The organism is Flavobacterium movens (genome assembly GCF_039581425.1).
GTDB classification, from domain to species: Bacteria; Bacteroidota; Bacteroidia; order Flavobacteriales; family Flavobacteriaceae; genus Flavobacterium; species Flavobacterium luteolum.
This window is the reverse complement of record NZ_JBCPXY010000002.1, coordinates 70,088-88,510: the sequence shown is the minus strand read 5'-3', so window position 1 is coordinate 88,510 and position 18,423 is coordinate 70,088. Positions and strand designations below refer to the sequence as shown.

The following is an 18,423-nucleotide window of genomic DNA, read 5'->3' as shown; positions in this document are numbered from 1 at the left end:
AGTTTTTCATAAAACTCGAAATGGCTAAACCATTTGAGATTTATAAAAATCTCTAATTATTACTTAATTTCTTTGTGAACAGTTACTCTTTTTAAAACTGGATTAAATTTTTTAATCTCTAATCTGTCTGGAGTATTTTTTTTGTTCTTAGTTGTAATATATCTAGAAGTTCCTGCAACACCAGAAGCTTTGTGTTCAGTACATTCTAAAATTACTTGGATTCTATTACCTTTCTTTGCCATCTTGCTATATATTTATTTAGGAAAAGATTATTTGATAAATCCTTCTGACTGCGCTTTTTTCAAAACTGCAGTGATTCCATTTTTATTAATTGTTTTTATCGTAGATGCTGCTACTCTAAGAGTAATCCATCTATCTTCTTCTGGAAGATAAAAACGCTTTTTAACTAAGTTTACAGAAAACTTTCTCTTAGTTTTGTTCATAGCGTGAGAAACGTTATTTCCTACCATCGCTCTTTTACCTGTAAGGTCACAAACTCTTGACATTATACTTATCTTTTATCGTTATTCAAAATCAGGGTGCAAAGAAAAGAAAAATAAACCATTGTAGCAAAAAATTATTGCACAAATTTTAAAATTTCTTTCTGTAAAATTTCTAAACTCTTAACTGATGCCCTATCTATCACTTTTTCACGCGGTTGTCCGAAGTTAAATTCTTCCACAATTACTCCGTTTGGAGTTGCCAAAGCAATAAAAACAGCACCTATTTCGGCATCAGAATCTCCTTTTGAAGGCCCCGCATTACCTGTCGTTGCTAGAGCATAGTCAGTTTTCAGCAAATCTTTCACACTCAGCGCCATAGCCGAAGCAACCTCAGCACTTACAACCGAGAACTGATCAATTAAATTTTGCGGAATTCCCAAAACATTCACTTTTGCTTCTGTTGCGTAAGAAACCACACTTCCTTTAAAATAGCTTGACGAACCCGGAACAGACGAGAGCAACGAAGCGATTCTTCCTCCTGTACAACTTTCTGCCGTTGAGATTGTTTTACTTTGTTTAGAAAGCAATTTACCAATTACTGTTTCGATTGTCTCGTTTTCTTCGTAGCCTACAATTATATCATGAATTATAGCATCTAAAGACTGAACATTAGATTCTATTGCTTCTTCTAATTCTTCTTTATTAGTCCCTCTGGCGGTCAAACGCAAACGAACTCGTCCCGGATTTGGCAAATAAGCCAATTTTATAAATTCCGGAAGATTATTCTCCCATTGCTCAATACGTTCTGCCACTAAACTTTCACCTTGACCGTAAGTTAATATGGTTTTGTGAATAATATATGGACGTTTGTATTCGCGGACAATTTTCGGAATTATCTCTTCCTCTACCAAATATTTCATTTCATACGGAACCCCTGGAAGCGAAATAAAAACGGTATTTTCTTTCTTCATCCACATTCCTGGCGCGGTTCCCACTTTGTTATGCAAAACAGTACAAGTTGACGGAACTAGAGCCTGATCTTTGTTCAATTGAGAAATCGGTCTTTTATAAAAACCTTCTATCAATTCGGTCACATGCACCAAAACTTTTTGATCTACAACTAACTCATCATTAAAGTATTCACAAAACGTTTTCTTTGTAACATCATCTTTTGTCGGTCCTAATCCGCCAGTCACAATAACAACATCTACTTTGTTTTGCAATTGAGCAAAAGTATCTAAAATATGTTTTTTGTCATCGCTTATTGACAGCATTTCTGCTACCTCAACTCCAATTCTATCGAGTGATTTAGCAATAAAAGCCGAATTTGTATCTACGATTTGACCAATTAAGATTTCATCTCCAATAGTAATAATTGCTGCTTTCATAATCAGTGAAATATTTTTGTTGCTTAAATAAATAAGCCAATAATTTATAAGTAGAAAATTTAAATTTTGTCTTGGAAGGAGGTATTAACGGCTTTTACAAACTATAAGCCTGTTTACAAAATTTAAAAAATGTTTTGACTTATTCCTTTAAAACAGGAATAAGTCAAATTTTATATTAAAGATCAAAATCTTTTTTAATTTCTTTAATCGCCTCTTTTACTTGTACCTTAATACTTTTAAAAGTTTCGATAATATCTTTTTTCTTGCCTTCAGCTTTTGTCCAAGCCTCAACTTGCAAGATTTCTTCAAAAGCCACATTTAATCCCATCAGATCCAATGTAGGCTTTATTTTATGAGCATAGGAATAGGCGTATTTATGATCCTTCTTTTTAATTCCTTCTTTGATTTGTTTCAAATCTTCCGGAACTTCTGTAACAAATAAAGTTAAAATCTGATTTACAAATTCAGGATCGTTATCTGAAAGCGCATATACTTTCGAAAGGTTGTACTTTAAAGCCATTATTTTACTTGTATTCTGAATAATTTTTTATCTTCTAAAAAGCCTTCTAAAACATCATTTGGTTTTACAGCCGCAACACCTGCTGGCGTTCCTGTAAAAATAATATCTCCAATTTTTAAAGTAAAAAACTGAGATACATGTGCGATTAATTCATCAATCTTCCAAAGCATCATGCTCGAGTTTCCTTTTTGAACTGTTTCTGAATTGCTTCTTAATTCAAAATTAAGATTTTCCATAGAAACAAAATCAGTTTTTGGTAAAAAATCACCAATAACCGCAGAACCGTCAAAAGCCTTGGCTTTTTCCCACGGAAGCCCTTTTTCTTTCAATTTACTTTGCAAGTCTCGTGCTGTAAAATCGATTCCCACACTTATTTCATCATAATATTTATGAGCAAATTTTGGTTCAATATATTTCCCAACTTTATTAATCTTTACGATTATTTCAACTTCATGATGAACATCTTCAGAAAACTCTGGAATTACAAACGGATGCTGTTTCAGCAAAACCGCAGAATCAGGCTTCATAAAAACAACAGGCTCACTCGGACGCTCGTTTTTCAACTCTTCTATATGATTGGCATAATTCCTGCCGACACAGATAATCTTCATTCTATTTTAAGTTTCTAAGCTTCTAAGACACTAAGTTTCTAAGGCAAAAACTCAGAACCTTAGAAACTTAGCGCCTTAGAAGCTTACTTCGTATTTAATTTTCTTAATTTAATTGCTGTCAAAACTTTTTTGGTATATAAAGGAAAATCAGCATTTTGGATCCAGCTGAAATATCCTGGCTCTGTTTCTAGAACCTTCTCCACTTTTGCACCTTTATGTTTTCCAAAAGTAAAAATTTCTTCGTCATCTTTATCAAAAGCAATCATTCCGGCAAAATCTGCTATTTTTTTACGAGTTGTAAATTCAGATAAAGATTTCATGTCGTTTTCTAATTCTGGATAACGATCTAATTGCGCTTTCAAGATTTCGTAAGTCGCCATTGTATCAGCTTCTGCCGAATGTGCATTATCCAAATTTTTTCCACAATAAAATTTCAAAGCAGCACTTAAGGTACGCTCTTCCATTTTATGAAAAATCGTCTGCACATCTACAGAAACTTTATTTTTCATATCAAAATCAACTCCTGCACGAAGCAGTTCTTCCGCTAAAAGGGGAATATCAAAACGATCTGAATTAAATCCGCCAAGATCACTGTCTTTTATCATATTATGAATATGCGGAGCAAGTTCTGCAAAAGTTGGTTCATTGGCTACTTTTTCGTCTGTTATACCATGAACTGCAGTTGTTTGTGGAGGAATTGGAATTGTTGGATTAACCAGCCAGGTTTTACTTTCTTTGTTTCCGTTAGGAAAAACTTTGAATATTGAAATTTCTACGATTCTATCTTTACCGATGTCAATTCCCGTTGTTTCGAGATCAAAAAAGCAAATTGGCTTGTTAAGTTTTAATTCCATTTCTAATTTTTATAAGTTTACAAATGTAATTTTTAAAGCGGAATATCTCTCTTTATTCTCGTTTTTTTTGTCGAAAAAAGCTTTCAATTATGCAATTTTAACTTTTAAAAAACAAGCCCTTAATAAGTCCACGTATTACTGCTTAATTCTTTTCTTACAAAAGAAAAAATCCGACAAGTTTAAAACCAGTCGGATTTGAATTTATTTTTAAAATGAATTTTAGAAATCTCTATCTACATCAAAAGCCTCTAAATATTCTGCTACTCTTTTCACAAAACTTCCTCCTAAAGCTCCGTCAACAACTCTATGATCATAAGAGTGCGACAAGAACATTTTTTGACGAATTCCGATAAAATCACCTTCTGGAGTTTCAATAACCGCAGGCACTTTACGAATTGCTCCAAGAGCTAGAATACCAACTTGTGGCTGATTGATAATCGGCGTTCCGAAAACACTGCCAAAAGTACCAACGTTTGTAACGGTGTAAGTTCCACCTTGCGTATCGTCTGGCTTTAGTTTTCCAGCTTTTGCACGGTTTCCTAAATCGTTAACCGCTTTTGCCATTCCAACCAAATTCAACTGATCTGCATTTTTAATTACAGGAACAATTAAATTTCCGTTTGGCAATGCTGCCGCCATTCCTAAATTGATATTTTTCTTTTTAATGATATAATCTCCGTCAACAGAAATGTTCATTCCTGGAAAATCTTTTAAAGCTTTTGCAACTGCTTCCATCATAATTGGAGTAAAAGTCAATTTCTCGCCTTCTCTTTTTTCGAAAGCTGTTTTTACTTTATCTCTCCATTTTACAATGTTCGTTACATCAACCTCAATAAAAGATTGTACGTGAGCAGAAGTTTGAACCGAAGCCGTCATATAGCCAGAAATCAGTTTGCGCATTCTGTCCATTTCAACAATCTCGTCAGCACCGTTTACAGAAACTGGAACCGCTTGCTGGCTTTTTTGAGCTACTGGCTCAACCGTTTTTGGCTCTTCAGCTTTTGGAGTTTCAACAGCCACTTTTTGAACTGCTTCAATTGTTTGAGAAACTTGAACAGCACCCGATTTACGAGCTTCTACATATTTTAGAATATCTTCTTTAGTCACACGTCCGTCTTTTCCAGAACCTGCAATATTTTCAAGTTCGTTTAAAGAAAGACCTTCTTCTTTTGCAATATTTTTTACTAATGGAGAAAAGAATTTATCTGATCCTGAAAAATCTTGAGAAGTTACCGTTTCTTTAACCGATTCGATTGTTTTTTCAATTTCAGCGACTTCTGCAGGAGCAGCAGTTTCTTGCACTGCATTTACAGCTTCTGGAGTTGCTGTTTCTCCGCCTTCAGTTTCAATAATGGCAATAGTCTGCCCTACTTGCACTAAATCATCTTTACCAAACAATTGCTCAACTAAAATTCCTGATACTTCACTAGGCACTTCGCTGTCAACTTTATCTGTTGCAATTTCGAGTACGGCTTCATCAGCCTCAATTTTGTCTCCAACCTCTTTCAACCAGTTTGTTATGGTTGCTTCAGCGACACTTTCTCCCATTTTAGGAAGCTTTAATTCAAATCTTGCCATATTGTTAATCTAAAAGATGTTTTTGATTTTCAGATTGCGAAATTAATGAAAATTTTAAACATAAATTACACTTAATATAATTTTTTACTCAATTTTCACGATTTGCCCTCTGTCATTCCTTGAATTACTTCCAATAATAAAACCCGTGTTTTTGGGAAAAATTTTAAAAGTAACCTGCTTATCTTTAAGAGTTTCTATGATTTCGATACATTTTTTGAATGAAATATAGTGATTATCCAAAATGATCTCTGCCTTTTTACCCTTTAAAATCAGGCACGAATTTACCATTTTTTCTCCTTTGAAATCTAAAAAAGCAACTTTATTTTCCAAAATCGAAGTCAGTTTTTTAGCGAAATTCTCATTTTCGGAGCATAAAAAATAACTTTCCGGCAATGGGTTTTCTTTTGGTTTTCCCTGAAACATTTTAGCTGTTGAAAACAAAAATGCACCTATTTTAATAAAGATACTAAAGAACTGCGATTTCTTAAAATGTTTCTGATAAAAGAAATTCATGGCTTCTTGAAAACGCATCATATATTTTTCGTCTTTTATCGTACTTTCTCCTTTATAATGCAAAACAGTGGTTTCATGAAAGTAGAGATTTGTTTTTCCCATTTGTAAAGCCCGATACGACAAATCAATATCATCTGCATACATAAAACAATTTTCGTCAAAACCATTTAAATCTTCATAGAGCTTTCTTTCTAAAAACATAAAAGCACCAACGAGAATATCTACTTTTCCTGTTTCGTTTTCGTTTAAATGCTGTGCGTAATATTGATTAAAAAGTCTGGTTTTAGGAAAGATTTTATACAATCCGAAGATTTTTGTGAAAGCCACCCATGGCGTTGGAATACCGCGTTTGCTTTCTGGAAGAAATTCTCCTATTCCATCAATTAATTTACAGCCAATAATCCCTAGATTGCTTTGCCTTTCGGCGAAAGCCAAAATCTTTATGAAAGTATCTTCTGCAACGACAGTATCAGGATTTAAAATACAAACGTACTTTCCTTTCGCTTGACGAACACCAATATTATTTCCTTTTGGGAAACCAAAATTTTCTTTGTTTTCAATCAGTTTTACGTCGGGAAATTTTTCTTTTATCATCAAAACACTTTCGTCTGATGAATCATTATCGACTACAATAATTTCAGCATCGATTGACACAATTGCTTCCTGAACACTTAAAAGGCATTGTTCGAGAAAGTAACGCACATTGTAATTTAAAATAACAACCGATAATTGCATGAATAATTAAGTCTGTAGATTTTGGCCGAAGTTAGAAATTTTCTGATAACCCTAAGCGAAGCGACCAGTCGTTTTTACTGATTCCATAATCTAGAGCCAAATTACTGCCGTTGCGTTTATTCCATTTAATGCGAATTCCGGTTCCAACTGCCGGATTCCATTTTTTAAATTCGTACGTATCAAGTTTAGAAACCGAAGAAACATTGGTAAAAAAAACAGCACCCAAAAAACCGTTACGGGTTATATCAGTTCTATACTCAGTTTCAAAATAAATTAAGGCATTACTTCGGTATCTGTTTTTGGTAAATCCTCGTCCCGTTTTTCCTTCACGATCCCAGCCAATACTTGGGAGATCCAAATAATGCGGTTTCCCTCCAAAAGTAGACCAAAAGAAAGCTCTTGATGCCCAAACCCGATGTTTGGTTTTACTAAAAGAATGGTATTTTCTAGCATCAAAATACAAAGATTGCCATTTGTCTCCTTCTACTCCGCTGGTATTGATTCGCAGATCTGCTTCGACGTACAGACCTTGCTCGGGATTGATAATATTTTCTCTAGAATCGTATAAACCCTGAATTGCAAATCCGAAAGAAGTCTCATCAGAATAATTGCCATTCATATATTTATAATAATCTGTTTCTCCTTCTATATAAGATTCTTCAGAAATATTTTTATAATTGTCAAAAAGAAAGCCAACTCCTAAACGATAATTACCGACAATCTGCCTTGTTATAAACTGATAAAAACGCCACTGCTGATAATCGAGCGTAGAGATTTCCTTTTTTGTATTATCTTCTCCCAAGCCATAGGTATCCTGAGGATAAATCATATACCGATAATCTCCCATAAGATTCCATTTATTGTCACTTGTATAAATATAAGACTGAATTGGAAATACAAATTGATTGCTGAAACTAAAATAAGGAGAAAAGGTAATCTGAGACATTTTGGTTTTTTCTGCATCTCCCAAGTAAAAAGTAGTCAGAAAAGAGACAACCAAACCATTACTAGAATTAACACCGACCGGAACAGGCAATAAAGAAAAAGCCAGTTTTCGTTTTCTATCTGGACGAATAGTATCCTGTTTATCAAAAATTTTATGAATGACGTCTAAGATATCCCGAGTTTCCACGGCAGTACTATCGTTTTGAGCCTGACAAAACGATCCTATTAAAAATAAAATCAAAATGTATTTAATTCTTAAACCATTCACTCACAATATTTTAAAAACCGTCTCTTACAAATTTAAAATTTTATTCAGAATATTAAGGTCGATTTTGAGGAAAGTTTTCAGTCGCGGCTTTCAGTCTCAGTTTACAAACTGAAAACTCTAAACTGAGACCGAGACTAAAACTCTAAAGATGCAGCTGAATTTTATATCTATTCAAAATCTTCATTACGAAAAGCATAATTATCGAAAACACTAGAGACCATAAAATTCCTGGAACGCCTTCTCTGAAATATCCTGGTATTATATGAAAGTTAAAAGCTTTACAGAAATAATAAATTACGCCTGGCAAAATATAAATTAATAACGGGTTTGCAGCTGCAGGCATGAAGAATTCGCTCCATCTCGTCTGTTTCTTAACTTCCATCAGCCAATACAGAAAATAGAAAAGGACGGTGCAAATTGCTGCCGAGAACATTGTCCAAGAAGGAGTCCCTTTGATTTTCGATATTCCAAAATACGGGCGAAGCAAGATTGCTGTTACTGTAAATAAAGCAATAAAGCCAATTACTGGCCAATTTATTTTTGAACTAATTTTTCGATCAAAAAATAATAATGAAATTATAATTCCAGCAGAAGTCAAAGAAACATGTGTAAGATGCCCTGCTATAAAGCTTAACCAAGAAGTGCTGTGAACAAAAGAGTTTTCGGTTAAATTAAGGGAATTCATTATTACAGAAAAAACTAAAAGTCCAATCATTGCCCATAAATTTCCTGAAACCAACCAATAATAAATTACTGTAAAAAGATACGCCCAACCTATTAATCCTAGAATTCCCCACCACTTTGGCGTCATTCCGCGATCTCCTGTATCTTGCACATAAATGAAATAAAGTGCGATGAGAACTAAAATCCCTCCATATTGAAACACATTTTTTAACCAAGCAGGAAAATCTTTTGGGTATTTATTCCAAATTGGAATTGGCATGCTATACGCCAAAAGTCCCCAAAATGCAGGTGTGATAATCATTTTTGCTGCGTTATATCCATATTCGGCATTGACCATAAAAACACCAATTACAATAAGCGCAATCGCTCTTTTTAAAGTATGTGTCCAGATTGTTTTCGGAGTATCACCTTTTATAAGTCTAGCATTAAAAGCAAACGGAACAGACATTCCGACAATAAATAAAAAAGCAGGAAAAACCAAATCTACAAAAGTCATCGCATCGGCATCTGCGGGCATGTGTTTCATCCATTGTGGCACATTTTGAATACTCGCAAGTTCGTTTACAAAAATCATTACAAAAATGGTAATTCCACGCAAAGCATCAATAGAAATAATACGCTGATTAAACAGATTCTCTTTTATTTTCATAATTTTTTACTTTTTTACTAAAAATCAAATATAGTATAATTCTAAAATGTCTTGTTACAAATTCTCTACTAATTTTGCGCATTATAAAACTGATTTATACATTTTTGCCACATGTTATCATTCCTCAAATCAAAACCCGCATTAAAAGAACTGCTTGATGGCAATTTTGTCGATATTCATTCTCATATTTTACCGGGAATTGATGACGGGGCAAAAAACATAACAAAATCAATTGAGTTGGTTTCCTCTTTGAAAGCGCTTGGAGTTTCCCAAATTATAACTTCTCCGCATATCAATCATCATGTTTGGAATAATTCAGCAGAGATTATTCAATCTAAACTTCAAGAAACCCAAAAGGCATTACAGGAAAGTAAAATCAAAATACCTCTTCAGGCTGCTGCCGAATATTTTATAGACAGCTGGTTCGAAAATCATTTTAAAAAAGAAAAACTGCTGACTTTAAAAGACAATTATGTTTTGGTAGAAATGTCTTATTTAAATGCGCCGCTAAATATTTACAAAACCATTTTCGAGATACAAGTCGCGGGTTACATTCCTGTTTTGGCACATCCGGAACGATATGTTTTTTATCACAACAAGTTTTCGGAATATGAAAAATTAAAAAATGCAGGCTGTCTTTTTCAGCTAAATCTGCTTTCAACTGTAGAATATTATGGTTCGCAGATTGCTAAAATGGCCGATGCTCTTTTAGCGAAAGGAATGTATAATTTTTGCGGAACCGATGTTCATCATAAAAAACATATTGCAGCTTTTGACGATAAGATTAAAACCAAAAACATTGTTCCTTTAAAAGAAGTGATTGCTAATAATCAGTTTTTTAAGTTCTAATAAAGTGCTTAGTAAGCGTTTTCTTCTCCTTTAAAAATATTGATAACAGTCTTTACAATAATCTTAATATCTAGCAGAAAACTCCAGTTTTCGATATACCAAATATCGTATTCCACTCTGTTTTCCATATCACTTAAGACTTTAGTTTCTCCTCTAAAACCATTTACCTGCGCCCAGCCAGTAATTCCAGGTTTAGCGTATTGGCGCACCAAATAATTATTAATAAGATCGCTGTACTCTTTTGCAAGATTTACCATGTGTGGTCTTGGTCCTACAACAGACATATCTCCAAGAAATACATTAAAAAACTGTGGCAGTTCGTCTATACTTGTTTTACGGATAAAAGCACCAAATTTGGTTATTCGGCTATCTCCTTTTTCTGCTTGTTTATTATGCGCCAGACCATTTACATACATGCTTCTAAACTTTATACACATAAACGATCTATTGTCTCTTCCCGATCTTTCTTGCTTAAAAAAGATGGGACCTGGTGATTCGAGTTTGATAATAATCATGATAATCGGAAACAGCCAAGGAAAGATCAGTAGAATTACAAGACCCGAAAAACAAATATCAAAAGTCTTTTTCAAAAGTCTGTTGGATGCAAATTCTAACGGTTCTGGACGAAACATTAAGACTGGCGTATTTTCATAAAAAGCAACTTCTACTTTACTTGCTTTGGTATAAAGCTGAAAATCGGGAATGAATTTGATACGAATCATATTTTGCTCGCAAATTCTAGTCAGCTCATTAATAATTTCGATATTGTCAATATGCAATGCAACATATATCTCGTCAATCTTTTTATCGATAACAAATTTTTCAACATCGTCAAATTTCCCAATAATTAAAGCCGGATCAACAATTTGATTATCATTTATTTCGTCAAAAAAACCTAAAAAACGGTAGCCAAACGTAAGATCTTTTGCAAGAACTTTACGAATTTTTTCACCAGATTTATTGGCACCTACGATTATAAAAGTCTTAAAATTAAAGCCTTTCGCTCGAACATATTTTAAAAGCTTCATTGACAAATAACGAGAAATCATCAGCAATCCAAAAAATATCAGGTAAAAATAAACCAAGCGAAGTCTTGAAATATCAACGTATTTTAAGTAAACAACGAATATCGAGACCAAGGCGGCATGAATAGAAATCTTTTTGATTGTTCTCCACAATATCGATTCTATCGGCTCGACTCTCACGCTTCTATTAGAATCTTTTTGGAGTAATAAAGCAACCCATATTAAAATGGCTAAAAGCGAAACTGTTCTTTCATCTTTAGATAATAATTTATCTAAATTGCCAAACCTTGCCAAGGCCGAAAGAATAGTCGCAAGATTCAATAATACAATATCAACTACTACAAACAAAAGTTTATAATAACGTGAAATTCGGTAGTGTGATAATTTTTGTAAAATTTTCATTGCGGGGCGTAGTTTTATCCAAAAAGAATAAAAAAGACTTTTACATTTAATGTGATGCAAAATAACATTTAAATTATATTTTTTAAATACTTATTTCGTTCTATTATTTAAAACTTTACTTTTATCTTATGCAGACTTAACATTGCACTTATGCTAAAAATTGTATTTTTCTTTCTAACCATCACCGCTTCGATTTATGCCCAAAACCCTGGCTGTACAGATCCGCAAGCAGAAAATTACAATTCGAAATTTAGACAGAATGATGGAAACTGCCTCTATAAGAACTTAAAAATAAAACCTGAATACTCTATTCGTTTAAGCGATTCAATTAAAGAAACTTCTGGACTGATTGCGTTTGAAAACCTTCTTTGGACTCACAATGACGATCATGACACAACGCTTTACGGATTAGATTCTCTCGGAAAAATTAAAAAGAAAATTATTCTCCCAGCAGTTATCAATCATGATTGGGAAGAAATATCGCAAGATGATACTCATATTTATGTTGGAGATTTTGGAAATAATTATGCCGGAAATCGATCGGATTTAAAAATCCTTAAAATCGAAAAAAAATCTTTTCTAGAGACTAATCCAAAAATTGAAACCATTACCTTTTCTTATTCCGACCAAACCAATTTTACTGCTTCAAAACCTAATAAAACTAATTTTGACTGCGAAGCTTTTATTGTTTCTAAAGACAGTATTTATTTGTTTACCAAACAATGGAAATCATCTAAAACCAATATCTACGTTTTATCTAAGCAAGAAGGAACGCAAATTGCAAAACTCAAAGCCACACTCGACACCAAAGGTTTGGTCACTGGCGCAACTTATTTAGAAGATAAAAAATTAATTACTTTGTGTGGCTATACCAAAGTAGGAAAACCGTTTTTGTATCTGCTTTACGATTTTAAAAATCACGATTTTATGTCTGGAAATAAAAGACGAATCGATATAAAACTTCCTTTTCATCAAATAGAAGGAATTGCAACAAAAGACGGACTTCATTATTTTATAACAAATGAATCTCTAGTTCGAAAACCAATTTTAAACAATCCGCAGCAAATTCATTATTTTGATTTGGGTTCAATTTTAAGTCAATATATCAAGATGCAGAAATAGTTTTATTTTTTGCCCCCATTATTAAAAGCCATAAACACGTCCCGATTTCTCCAAGACTTGCAGGAAGTCGGACATAAGATGATATTCCGAGTTCAGAATAATTAGGAAACAATGTATTGGCAAAGAAATTTATCAAATAGCCTAGACAGCCAAGCATTAATAATATTCCGAAAAGTTTGGGAATTATTCCAGATTTAAGAATTAAATATCCGAGCGGAAACAGCCAAAGTCCCCAAAATATCTGAACAATTAGATTTCCGTAATCATATTGATTTAGATAAAACATAACCTGTTCTGCATCTTTCTGATGAGAACTGATAATAGAAAGCACTGCAAATTTATTCTGCATGTTTATAAATGAAATCGGTACGCTTACAATTGCCAAAACAACCATATATATTGCATATGTTTCATTAACTGGTTTTAATAGTTTATACAAAACCAAAGGCAGAAATAGAAAAAAAGTGTAGCAAATTAAACTGCTTACAATACCTAGCCTAAAAAGAAATTCAAAATTTACTATATTACTAAAAGTTATGTCAGCGTGATTCCAAACTATTAATCGTGATGGAACATACGCCAGACTAAAAATCCCAGTTAGCACCACTACTAAATATAATAAACCGGCAATTCGCCCAGTATTTCTAAACGACAGATTTGATTCTTGATTCATGCTTTTATCTTTTTAAAAATTTAAAACTGTTTTGGCCATTTCAATGCAGTCCAAAATATTATTGATGTTAAAACACTTTCTATTAATGCGAAAAAAACGTAAAAACTCCACCAAGGCGCAATTGTCGTAAAAGCGATTAAAAGCATTATTAACGTATAAATAATTCCAAAAATCATATTAAGAAGACGGTTAAAATTTGGTTTTAAAACAACCGACACAACAACCATTAATGCTGGAATTGCCATTAAAATTGCCGCAAGAAATAATTTCACTGGAGAATCAAGAAGTGTATCTCCGCTTATGAAATCCTCAACTTTTTTAGGAACATAAAGAGAAAAATAATCCCCATATACATAACAAAACATTACAGAAGTCCACAATGCCGCAAGCTTGATTTTGGTATTGATTTTAAAATCTTCGAAAACACTGGTATTAATTTGTTTCTCGCTCATGTTTAAGGAATTAAATTTTTAAATATGACGATTGTAGTTTTAAAATGTTACAATCCATTTTTAGAATCAAGTTCCTTTACAATTTTATAAAAGCATAGAAACCCGTTTTAAAACCCGTTTTTTTTCTCTAGTTCAAAAACCTATCTTTGCGCATTATTAGAATTTTAATTAATAAAGACTGATATTTCAGTTAAAAAATCTTCATGAATTACTTATCTGTAGAAAATATATCGAAGTCATTTGGCGAAAGAGTCCTTTTTGACAACATTTCTTTTGGAATTAACAAAGATCAAAAAATCGCTTTTATCGCAAAAAATGGTTCTGGAAAAACCACCATAATGAGCATTATTAACGGATTGGAAGAACCAGATACTGGACAAGTTGTTTTACGAAAAGGAATCAGAATGGCATTTCTTTCTCAAGACAATAATCTTCAAGACGAACTTACAATTGAAGAAAGTATTTTCGCATCAGACAATGAAACTCTTAAAGTGATTGAGGCTTATGAAAAAGCTTTAGAAAATCCTTCTGACGAAGAAGCATATCAAAAAGCCTTCGACGCAATGGATCAACATAATGCATGGGATTTTGAAACGCAATACAAGCAGATTCTATTCAAATTAAAACTGGAAGATTTTAAACTAAAAGTAAAAAATCTTTCTGGTGGACAGAAAAAACGTCTTTCTTTGGCTATAATCCTAATCAACCGTCCAGATTTATTGATTCTAGATGAGCCTACCAACCACTTAGATCTTGAAATGATCGAATGGCTGGAAAGTTATTTTGCCAAAGAAAACATTACGCTATTTATGGTAACGCACGACCGTTTCTTTTTGGAACGTGTCTGTAACGAAATTATCGAATTAGACAACGGAAAACTATACCAATACAAAGGAAATTATTCTTACTATCTACAGAAAAAAGAAGAAAGAATTACATCTGAAAATGCTAGTATTGACAAAGCTAAAAACTTATTTGTAAAAGAGTTAGAATGGATGCGTCGCCAGCCAAAAGCGAGAACGACTAAATCGAAATCGCGTCAGGATGACTTTTACATTATTAAAGAAAAAGCACAAAGTCGACGAAAAGAAAACAAAGTTGAGCTTGAAATTAACATGGAAAGAATGGGAAGCAAAATTATAGAGCTTCACAAACTATCTAAAAAATTCAAAGACCGTGTTATTCTAGATAACTTTAGTTTTGATTTTCAGCGTGGCGAAAGAATTGGAATTATTGGGAAAAACGGAACTGGAAAATCGACTTTCTTAAATCTGCTTACAGGAACAATTCCACCAGACAGCGGGCGTGTTGTGAAAGGAGATACCATTAAAATTGGATATTATACACAGTCTGGAATTAATCCAAAACCTGGGCAACGTGTTATTGATATTATAAAAGAATACGGAGAATATATTCCACTTACTAAAGGAAAAATTATTTCGGCTTCGCAACTATTGGAACGTTTTCTTTTTGATGCAAAAAAACAATACGATTATGTTGAGAAATTGAGCGGTGGAGAATTAAAACGTTTGTATTTATGTACGGTTTTAATTCAGAATCCGAACTTCCTGATTCTAGATGAGCCAACAAACGATTTGGATATCGTAACGCTTAACGTTCTAGAAAGTTTCCTTTTAGATTATCCGGGATGTTTATTGGTTGTTTCGCACGACCGTTACTTTATGGATAAAATCGTTGATCACTTATTTGTCTTTAGAGGACAAGGAGAAATCGAGAATTTCCCAGGAAACTACTCTGATTTCCGCGCTTATGAAGATAGTGCCGACGTCGCCCAAAAAGAAGAAAACAAAGCTGAAAAGAAAGATTGGAAGCAAAATAATCCAACTGGAAATTTAAGCTTCAATGAGCAAAAAGAATATCAGAAAATCGAACGAGAAATTAAAGATTTAGAAATCGAAAAGGCTAAAATCGAAAAATTATTCTCTGATGGAAAAGTCGCCGATGCTGATATTGAGAAAAAAGCCAATGAACTTCAAAATATCATAAACAAAATAGACGCAAAAGAAGAACGCTGGTTTGAACTTTCTGCTAAACTTGAAGGGTAATTTTTAGTTTTAAGTGGCAGTTTTCAGTTTTCAGTTTTAAAAAATGAGAGAAAAATCTTAGTTTAGCAAAAAAAACTAAATTATGGATTTTAAAGAGTTATTAGCTTATAAGAAGTCATTTGAGCTTGCAATGGAAATTTTTGAATTGTCAAAAACGTTTCCCAAAGAAGAGCAATTTTCTTTAACAGATCAAATACGTCGATCATCGAGAAGTGTTAGCGCTAATATTGCTGAATCTTATAGAAAAAGAAGATACATAAATCATTTCATAAGTAAATTAACCGATAGTGATGCTGAAAACTCAGAAACAAATACATGGCTTGAATTTTCATTAGAATGCCAATATATTACAAAAGATACGTATGAAAAACTAAATATTAAAAGTCTTGAAATAGGAAGATTGATAAATTATATGATCAATAATCCAAATAAGTTTGGTTGTGGATAAAAATTAAGAGAGGTACAACTGAAAACTGAGACCGAGACTGAGACTAAAAATTAATTCTTTATATTTACGACCTTAAAAAACAAATACCATATGAAAAAATTATTAACGGCATTTTCAATCCTTACGTTTTTTATTTCTTGTACTAGTGATTCAGGACTTGAGAGAATTCCTGAAAAGATCGATTATAGTGCTGAAAACGAAAAAGAAATTACTGAGTATTTAGCGAAAAATAATTTAACAGCTCAAAAGACAAACACAGGTCTGCACTATATTATCAAAGAAGCAGGAACAGGTAAACAGCCAACTCTACAATCAAACGTAACGGTGACCTACAAAGGTACTCTAACGAATGGAACTGTTTTTGATCAGACTACTACCGATGCAGGAGTAACATTTCCGTTAAACAAACTAATATTAGGATGGCAGGAAGGCTTACCACTTTTAAAAGAAGGAGGAAGCGCCTCTTTGTTTATTCCGGCACACTTAGGTTACGGCAGTAATAAGGTTCAAAACATTCCTGCTGGCTCTGTTTTAATTTTTGAAATAAAACTTATTTCTGTAAATTAATCAATCTGAAGAACAAAACATTCTAAGAGTGCTGTTTCAAATACAATCTTACCTAAAATTTTTATGGAATTCTAAAAACGAACACGCGGTTCATTCGCCGTTCGTTTTTAGTTTACTGACAAAATGTTTCTACGATAAGAAAGCAAAGCCTGAATATACTATTCTAAAGAACTATAGGAAATCGCTTTTAGGAAATAAAAATTTCATCGAAGTAACTGATTTCGGCGTTGGATCAAAAGTCTTTAAATCCAACCGAAGACAGATTTCTAAAATTGCGCAAACAGCAGGAATTTCTCCAAAACGGGCAGAATTATTATTTAGAGTTACCAATTATTTTCAGCCTTCAATTATTCTCGAAATAGGAACATCTTTAGGTTTAGCAACTTCTGCGTTGGCTTTAGGAAATCCGAAAGCAAAAGTAGTTACAATTGAGGGCTGTCCAAACACGGCAAATGTTGCCCAAAATCAATTGGCAGAATTTGATTGCAATAATGTAGAAAATGTAATTTCTGAGTTTGAATCTTTTTTAATTTCTGAAAACATTCAAGCAACAAATTACAATCTGATATATTTTGACGGAAATCATTCTAAAAAAGCAACTTTAGCTTATTTTGATCTTTTACTGCCAACTATCGACAATGATTCTGTTTGGATTTTCGACGATATTCATTGGTCTCCTGAAATGGAAGAAGCGTGGGAGATTATAAAAAACCACCCAAAAGTAAAAGTCACAATTGATACTTTTCAATGGGGATTTGTATTCTTTAGAAGAGAACAGCCAAAAGAGCATTTTATAATTAGAGCATAAAAAAAGACGATCATTTCTGATCGTCTTTTTTTATGCTCTAATTCAAAATATTAAAATCTTATTTTTTTGCATCTTTGTTTTCTTCAGATTTAGCTCCCATTCTGTTTACAGTATACATTGGTGCAAATTTGATTTTCAAACCAGCAATTTTTCTGTTATCCTCAGCAGTAAGACCCTCTTTTTCAACTGTATTTTTACGGCTGTCAAGAGCTTCATACATTAATTTGATTTCATCCCAGTCTTCTCTAGAATATTTGTCTTTATTGTTTTCTACAGTATGAACAAACTGCTGATAAACGCTATGAATATTTTGGGCATTAACCCAGCTAAAACTCATATCATCACCAATTTTTCCTGCACCAAACAAAGCATCTCTTAATTGTTGTTTCGGACTAGGAGCTGGAGGGGCAAATTGGGCGGTCATTTCATCTTTAAATTCCTCGTACTTAATTTTACTTGCATTTACTTTTTCGGTCGCGGCGGCATTGTCTTTAATATCGGCCAAAGCAGCTTGTGCTTCCTGAGATCTTCTATCATATTCTGCTTCTACACTTTTCCAATTCTCTTTTAAGTCAGCAGCTGCCACATTTTTAACAGAGTCAACATAGATTACATAGTTCTCTACTGTTTTTTGAGCTTTTTCTTGTTTTTCATCTTTACACGATGTTAACCCTAATACTAATAATGCAATTCCTGTAGCTATTTTGATATTTTTCATAATCTTGATTATTTAATTAATTGATTAATCAAATTTACCAAACGCTTTTCTTAATAAATTACATTATTATCATGTTTTCAAAATTAAAAACATCTTAAAACTATA

20 protein-coding genes are annotated in these 18,423 nt (G+C 33.0%); 6 read left to right on the top strand and 14 right to left on the bottom strand.

Annotation, left to right across the window (positions count from 1 at the left end; translation table 11 throughout):
- Positions 1 to 59: 59 nt before the first annotated feature.
- The 10 genes from rpmG to AAYQ05_RS03820 all read right to left on the bottom strand — a co-directional run bounded on the left by rpmG (position 60) and on the right by AAYQ05_RS03820 (position 9,188).
- The gene (rpmG, locus tag AAYQ05_RS03865; protein ID WP_011963553.1) at positions 60 to 242 is read right to left on the bottom strand and encodes a 50S ribosomal protein L33; all 183 of its coding nucleotides are present in this window, start codon (positions 240 to 242) and stop codon (positions 60 to 62) included.
- Between the two features lie 27 nt (positions 243 to 269).
- Entirely contained in the window at positions 270 to 506 is a 237-nt protein-coding gene (gene rpmB / locus AAYQ05_RS03860) for a 50S ribosomal protein L28 (RefSeq protein ID WP_008468080.1), read from the bottom strand.
- 71 nt (positions 507 to 577) lie between these two features.
- Entirely contained in the window at positions 578 to 1,831 is a 1,254-nt protein-coding gene (locus AAYQ05_RS03855; RefSeq protein WP_343541254.1) for a CinA family nicotinamide mononucleotide deamidase-related protein, read from the bottom strand.
- 175 nt (positions 1,832 to 2,006) lie between these two features.
- Positions 2,007 to 2,351 carry an Hpt domain-containing protein gene (locus AAYQ05_RS03850; protein ID WP_008468078.1) on the bottom strand — a complete coding sequence of 115 codons (345 nt, stop codon included), beginning with the start codon at positions 2,349 to 2,351 and terminating at the stop codon, positions 2,007 to 2,009.
- Complete coding sequence (locus tag AAYQ05_RS03845) at positions 2,351 to 2,962, bottom strand: fumarylacetoacetate hydrolase family protein (RefSeq protein ID WP_289057565.1); 612 nt, start codon at positions 2,960 to 2,962, stop codon at positions 2,351 to 2,353. The genes AAYQ05_RS03850 and AAYQ05_RS03845 overlap by 1 nt, the downstream gene beginning before the upstream one ends.
- Before the next feature lie 83 nt (positions 2,963 to 3,045).
- Positions 3,046 to 3,816, bottom strand: a complete 771-nt coding sequence (locus AAYQ05_RS03840) for a 3'-5' exonuclease (RefSeq protein WP_281633620.1) — start codon at positions 3,814 to 3,816, stop codon at positions 3,046 to 3,048.
- A gap of 219 nt (positions 3,817 to 4,035) precedes the next feature.
- The gene (locus tag AAYQ05_RS03835; RefSeq protein ID WP_343541251.1) at positions 4,036 to 5,394 is read right to left on the bottom strand and encodes a dihydrolipoamide acetyltransferase family protein; all 1,359 of its coding nucleotides are present in this window, start codon (positions 5,392 to 5,394) and stop codon (positions 4,036 to 4,038) included.
- A gap of 84 nt (positions 5,395 to 5,478) precedes the next feature.
- The gene (locus tag AAYQ05_RS03830) at positions 5,479 to 6,642 is read right to left on the bottom strand and encodes a glycosyltransferase family 2 protein (protein ID WP_343541250.1); all 1,164 of its coding nucleotides are present in this window, start codon (positions 6,640 to 6,642) and stop codon (positions 5,479 to 5,481) included.
- Positions 6,643 to 6,673: 31 nt separating this feature from the next.
- Positions 6,674 to 7,855: a BamA/TamA family outer membrane protein gene (locus tag AAYQ05_RS03825; RefSeq protein WP_343541247.1), complete on the bottom strand. Its 1,182-nt coding sequence runs from the start codon at positions 7,853 to 7,855 to the stop codon at positions 6,674 to 6,676.
- Positions 7,856 to 7,997: 142 nt separating this feature from the next.
- Positions 7,998 to 9,188, bottom strand: coding sequence for a DUF5009 domain-containing protein (locus tag AAYQ05_RS03820; RefSeq protein WP_343541246.1), 1,191 nt, complete (start codon positions 9,186 to 9,188; stop codon positions 7,998 to 8,000).
- A gap of 111 nt (positions 9,189 to 9,299) precedes the next feature.
- Between AAYQ05_RS03820 and AAYQ05_RS03815 the strand changes: the two genes are divergently transcribed.
- Complete coding sequence (locus tag AAYQ05_RS03815; RefSeq protein WP_343541245.1) at positions 9,300 to 10,037, top strand: tyrosine-protein phosphatase; 738 nt, start codon at positions 9,300 to 9,302, stop codon at positions 10,035 to 10,037.
- 8 nt (positions 10,038 to 10,045) lie between these two features.
- Here the strand turns inward: AAYQ05_RS03815 and AAYQ05_RS03810 are convergent, their stop codons facing one another.
- Entirely contained in the window at positions 10,046 to 11,464 is a 1,419-nt protein-coding gene (locus tag AAYQ05_RS03810) for an undecaprenyl-phosphate glucose phosphotransferase (protein ID WP_343541244.1), read from the bottom strand.
- 150 nt (positions 11,465 to 11,614) lie between these two features.
- Between AAYQ05_RS03810 and AAYQ05_RS03805 the strand changes: the two genes are divergently transcribed.
- Positions 11,615 to 12,586, top strand: a complete 972-nt coding sequence (locus AAYQ05_RS03805) for a T9SS C-terminal target domain-containing protein (protein WP_343541243.1) — start codon at positions 11,615 to 11,617, stop codon at positions 12,584 to 12,586.
- On the opposite strand, the gene AAYQ05_RS03800 is transcribed toward AAYQ05_RS03805, so the two are convergent.
- Together AAYQ05_RS03800 and AAYQ05_RS03795 are read right to left on the bottom strand one after the other, a co-directional pair.
- Positions 12,570 to 13,259 carry a DUF4386 domain-containing protein gene (locus AAYQ05_RS03800; protein ID WP_343541242.1) on the bottom strand — a complete coding sequence of 230 codons (690 nt, stop codon included), beginning with the start codon at positions 13,257 to 13,259 and terminating at the stop codon, positions 12,570 to 12,572. The genes AAYQ05_RS03805 and AAYQ05_RS03800 overlap by 17 nt on opposite strands.
- A 20-nt stretch (positions 13,260 to 13,279) precedes the next feature.
- A complete protein-coding gene (locus AAYQ05_RS03795) occupies positions 13,280 to 13,711 on the bottom strand; it encodes a DUF6326 family protein (protein WP_343541241.1) in 432 nt (143 codons plus the stop codon).
- 203 nt (positions 13,712 to 13,914) lie between these two features.
- On the opposite strand from AAYQ05_RS03795, the gene AAYQ05_RS03790 reads away from it, so the two are divergent.
- The 4 genes from AAYQ05_RS03790 (at position 13,915) to AAYQ05_RS03775 (ending at position 17,600) form a co-directional block, all read left to right on the top strand.
- The gene (locus tag AAYQ05_RS03790) at positions 13,915 to 15,777 is read left to right on the top strand and encodes an ABC-F family ATP-binding cassette domain-containing protein (protein ID WP_343541239.1); all 1,863 of its coding nucleotides are present in this window, start codon (positions 13,915 to 13,917) and stop codon (positions 15,775 to 15,777) included.
- Positions 15,778 to 15,859: 82 nt separating this feature from the next.
- A complete protein-coding gene (locus AAYQ05_RS03785) occupies positions 15,860 to 16,225 on the top strand; it encodes a four helix bundle protein (protein WP_343541238.1) in 366 nt (121 codons plus the stop codon).
- A 90-nt stretch (positions 16,226 to 16,315) separates the two neighbouring features.
- On the top strand, positions 16,316 to 16,792 hold the full coding sequence (locus tag AAYQ05_RS03780; protein ID WP_343541237.1) for an FKBP-type peptidyl-prolyl cis-trans isomerase: 477 nt from the start codon (positions 16,316 to 16,318) through the stop codon (positions 16,790 to 16,792).
- 28 nt (positions 16,793 to 16,820) lie between these two features.
- Positions 16,821 to 17,600, top strand: a complete 780-nt coding sequence (locus tag AAYQ05_RS03775; RefSeq protein WP_343541236.1) for an O-methyltransferase — start codon at positions 16,821 to 16,823, stop codon at positions 17,598 to 17,600.
- 58 nt (positions 17,601 to 17,658) lie between these two features.
- Here AAYQ05_RS03775 and AAYQ05_RS03770 read toward each other — a convergent pair whose 3' ends face one another.
- Positions 17,659 to 18,318 (bottom strand): DUF6565 domain-containing protein, encoded by a 660-nt coding sequence (locus tag AAYQ05_RS03770; RefSeq protein WP_343541234.1) that lies wholly within the window; start codon positions 18,316 to 18,318, stop codon positions 17,659 to 17,661.
- Between the last annotated feature and the right edge of the window lie 105 nt (positions 18,319 to 18,423).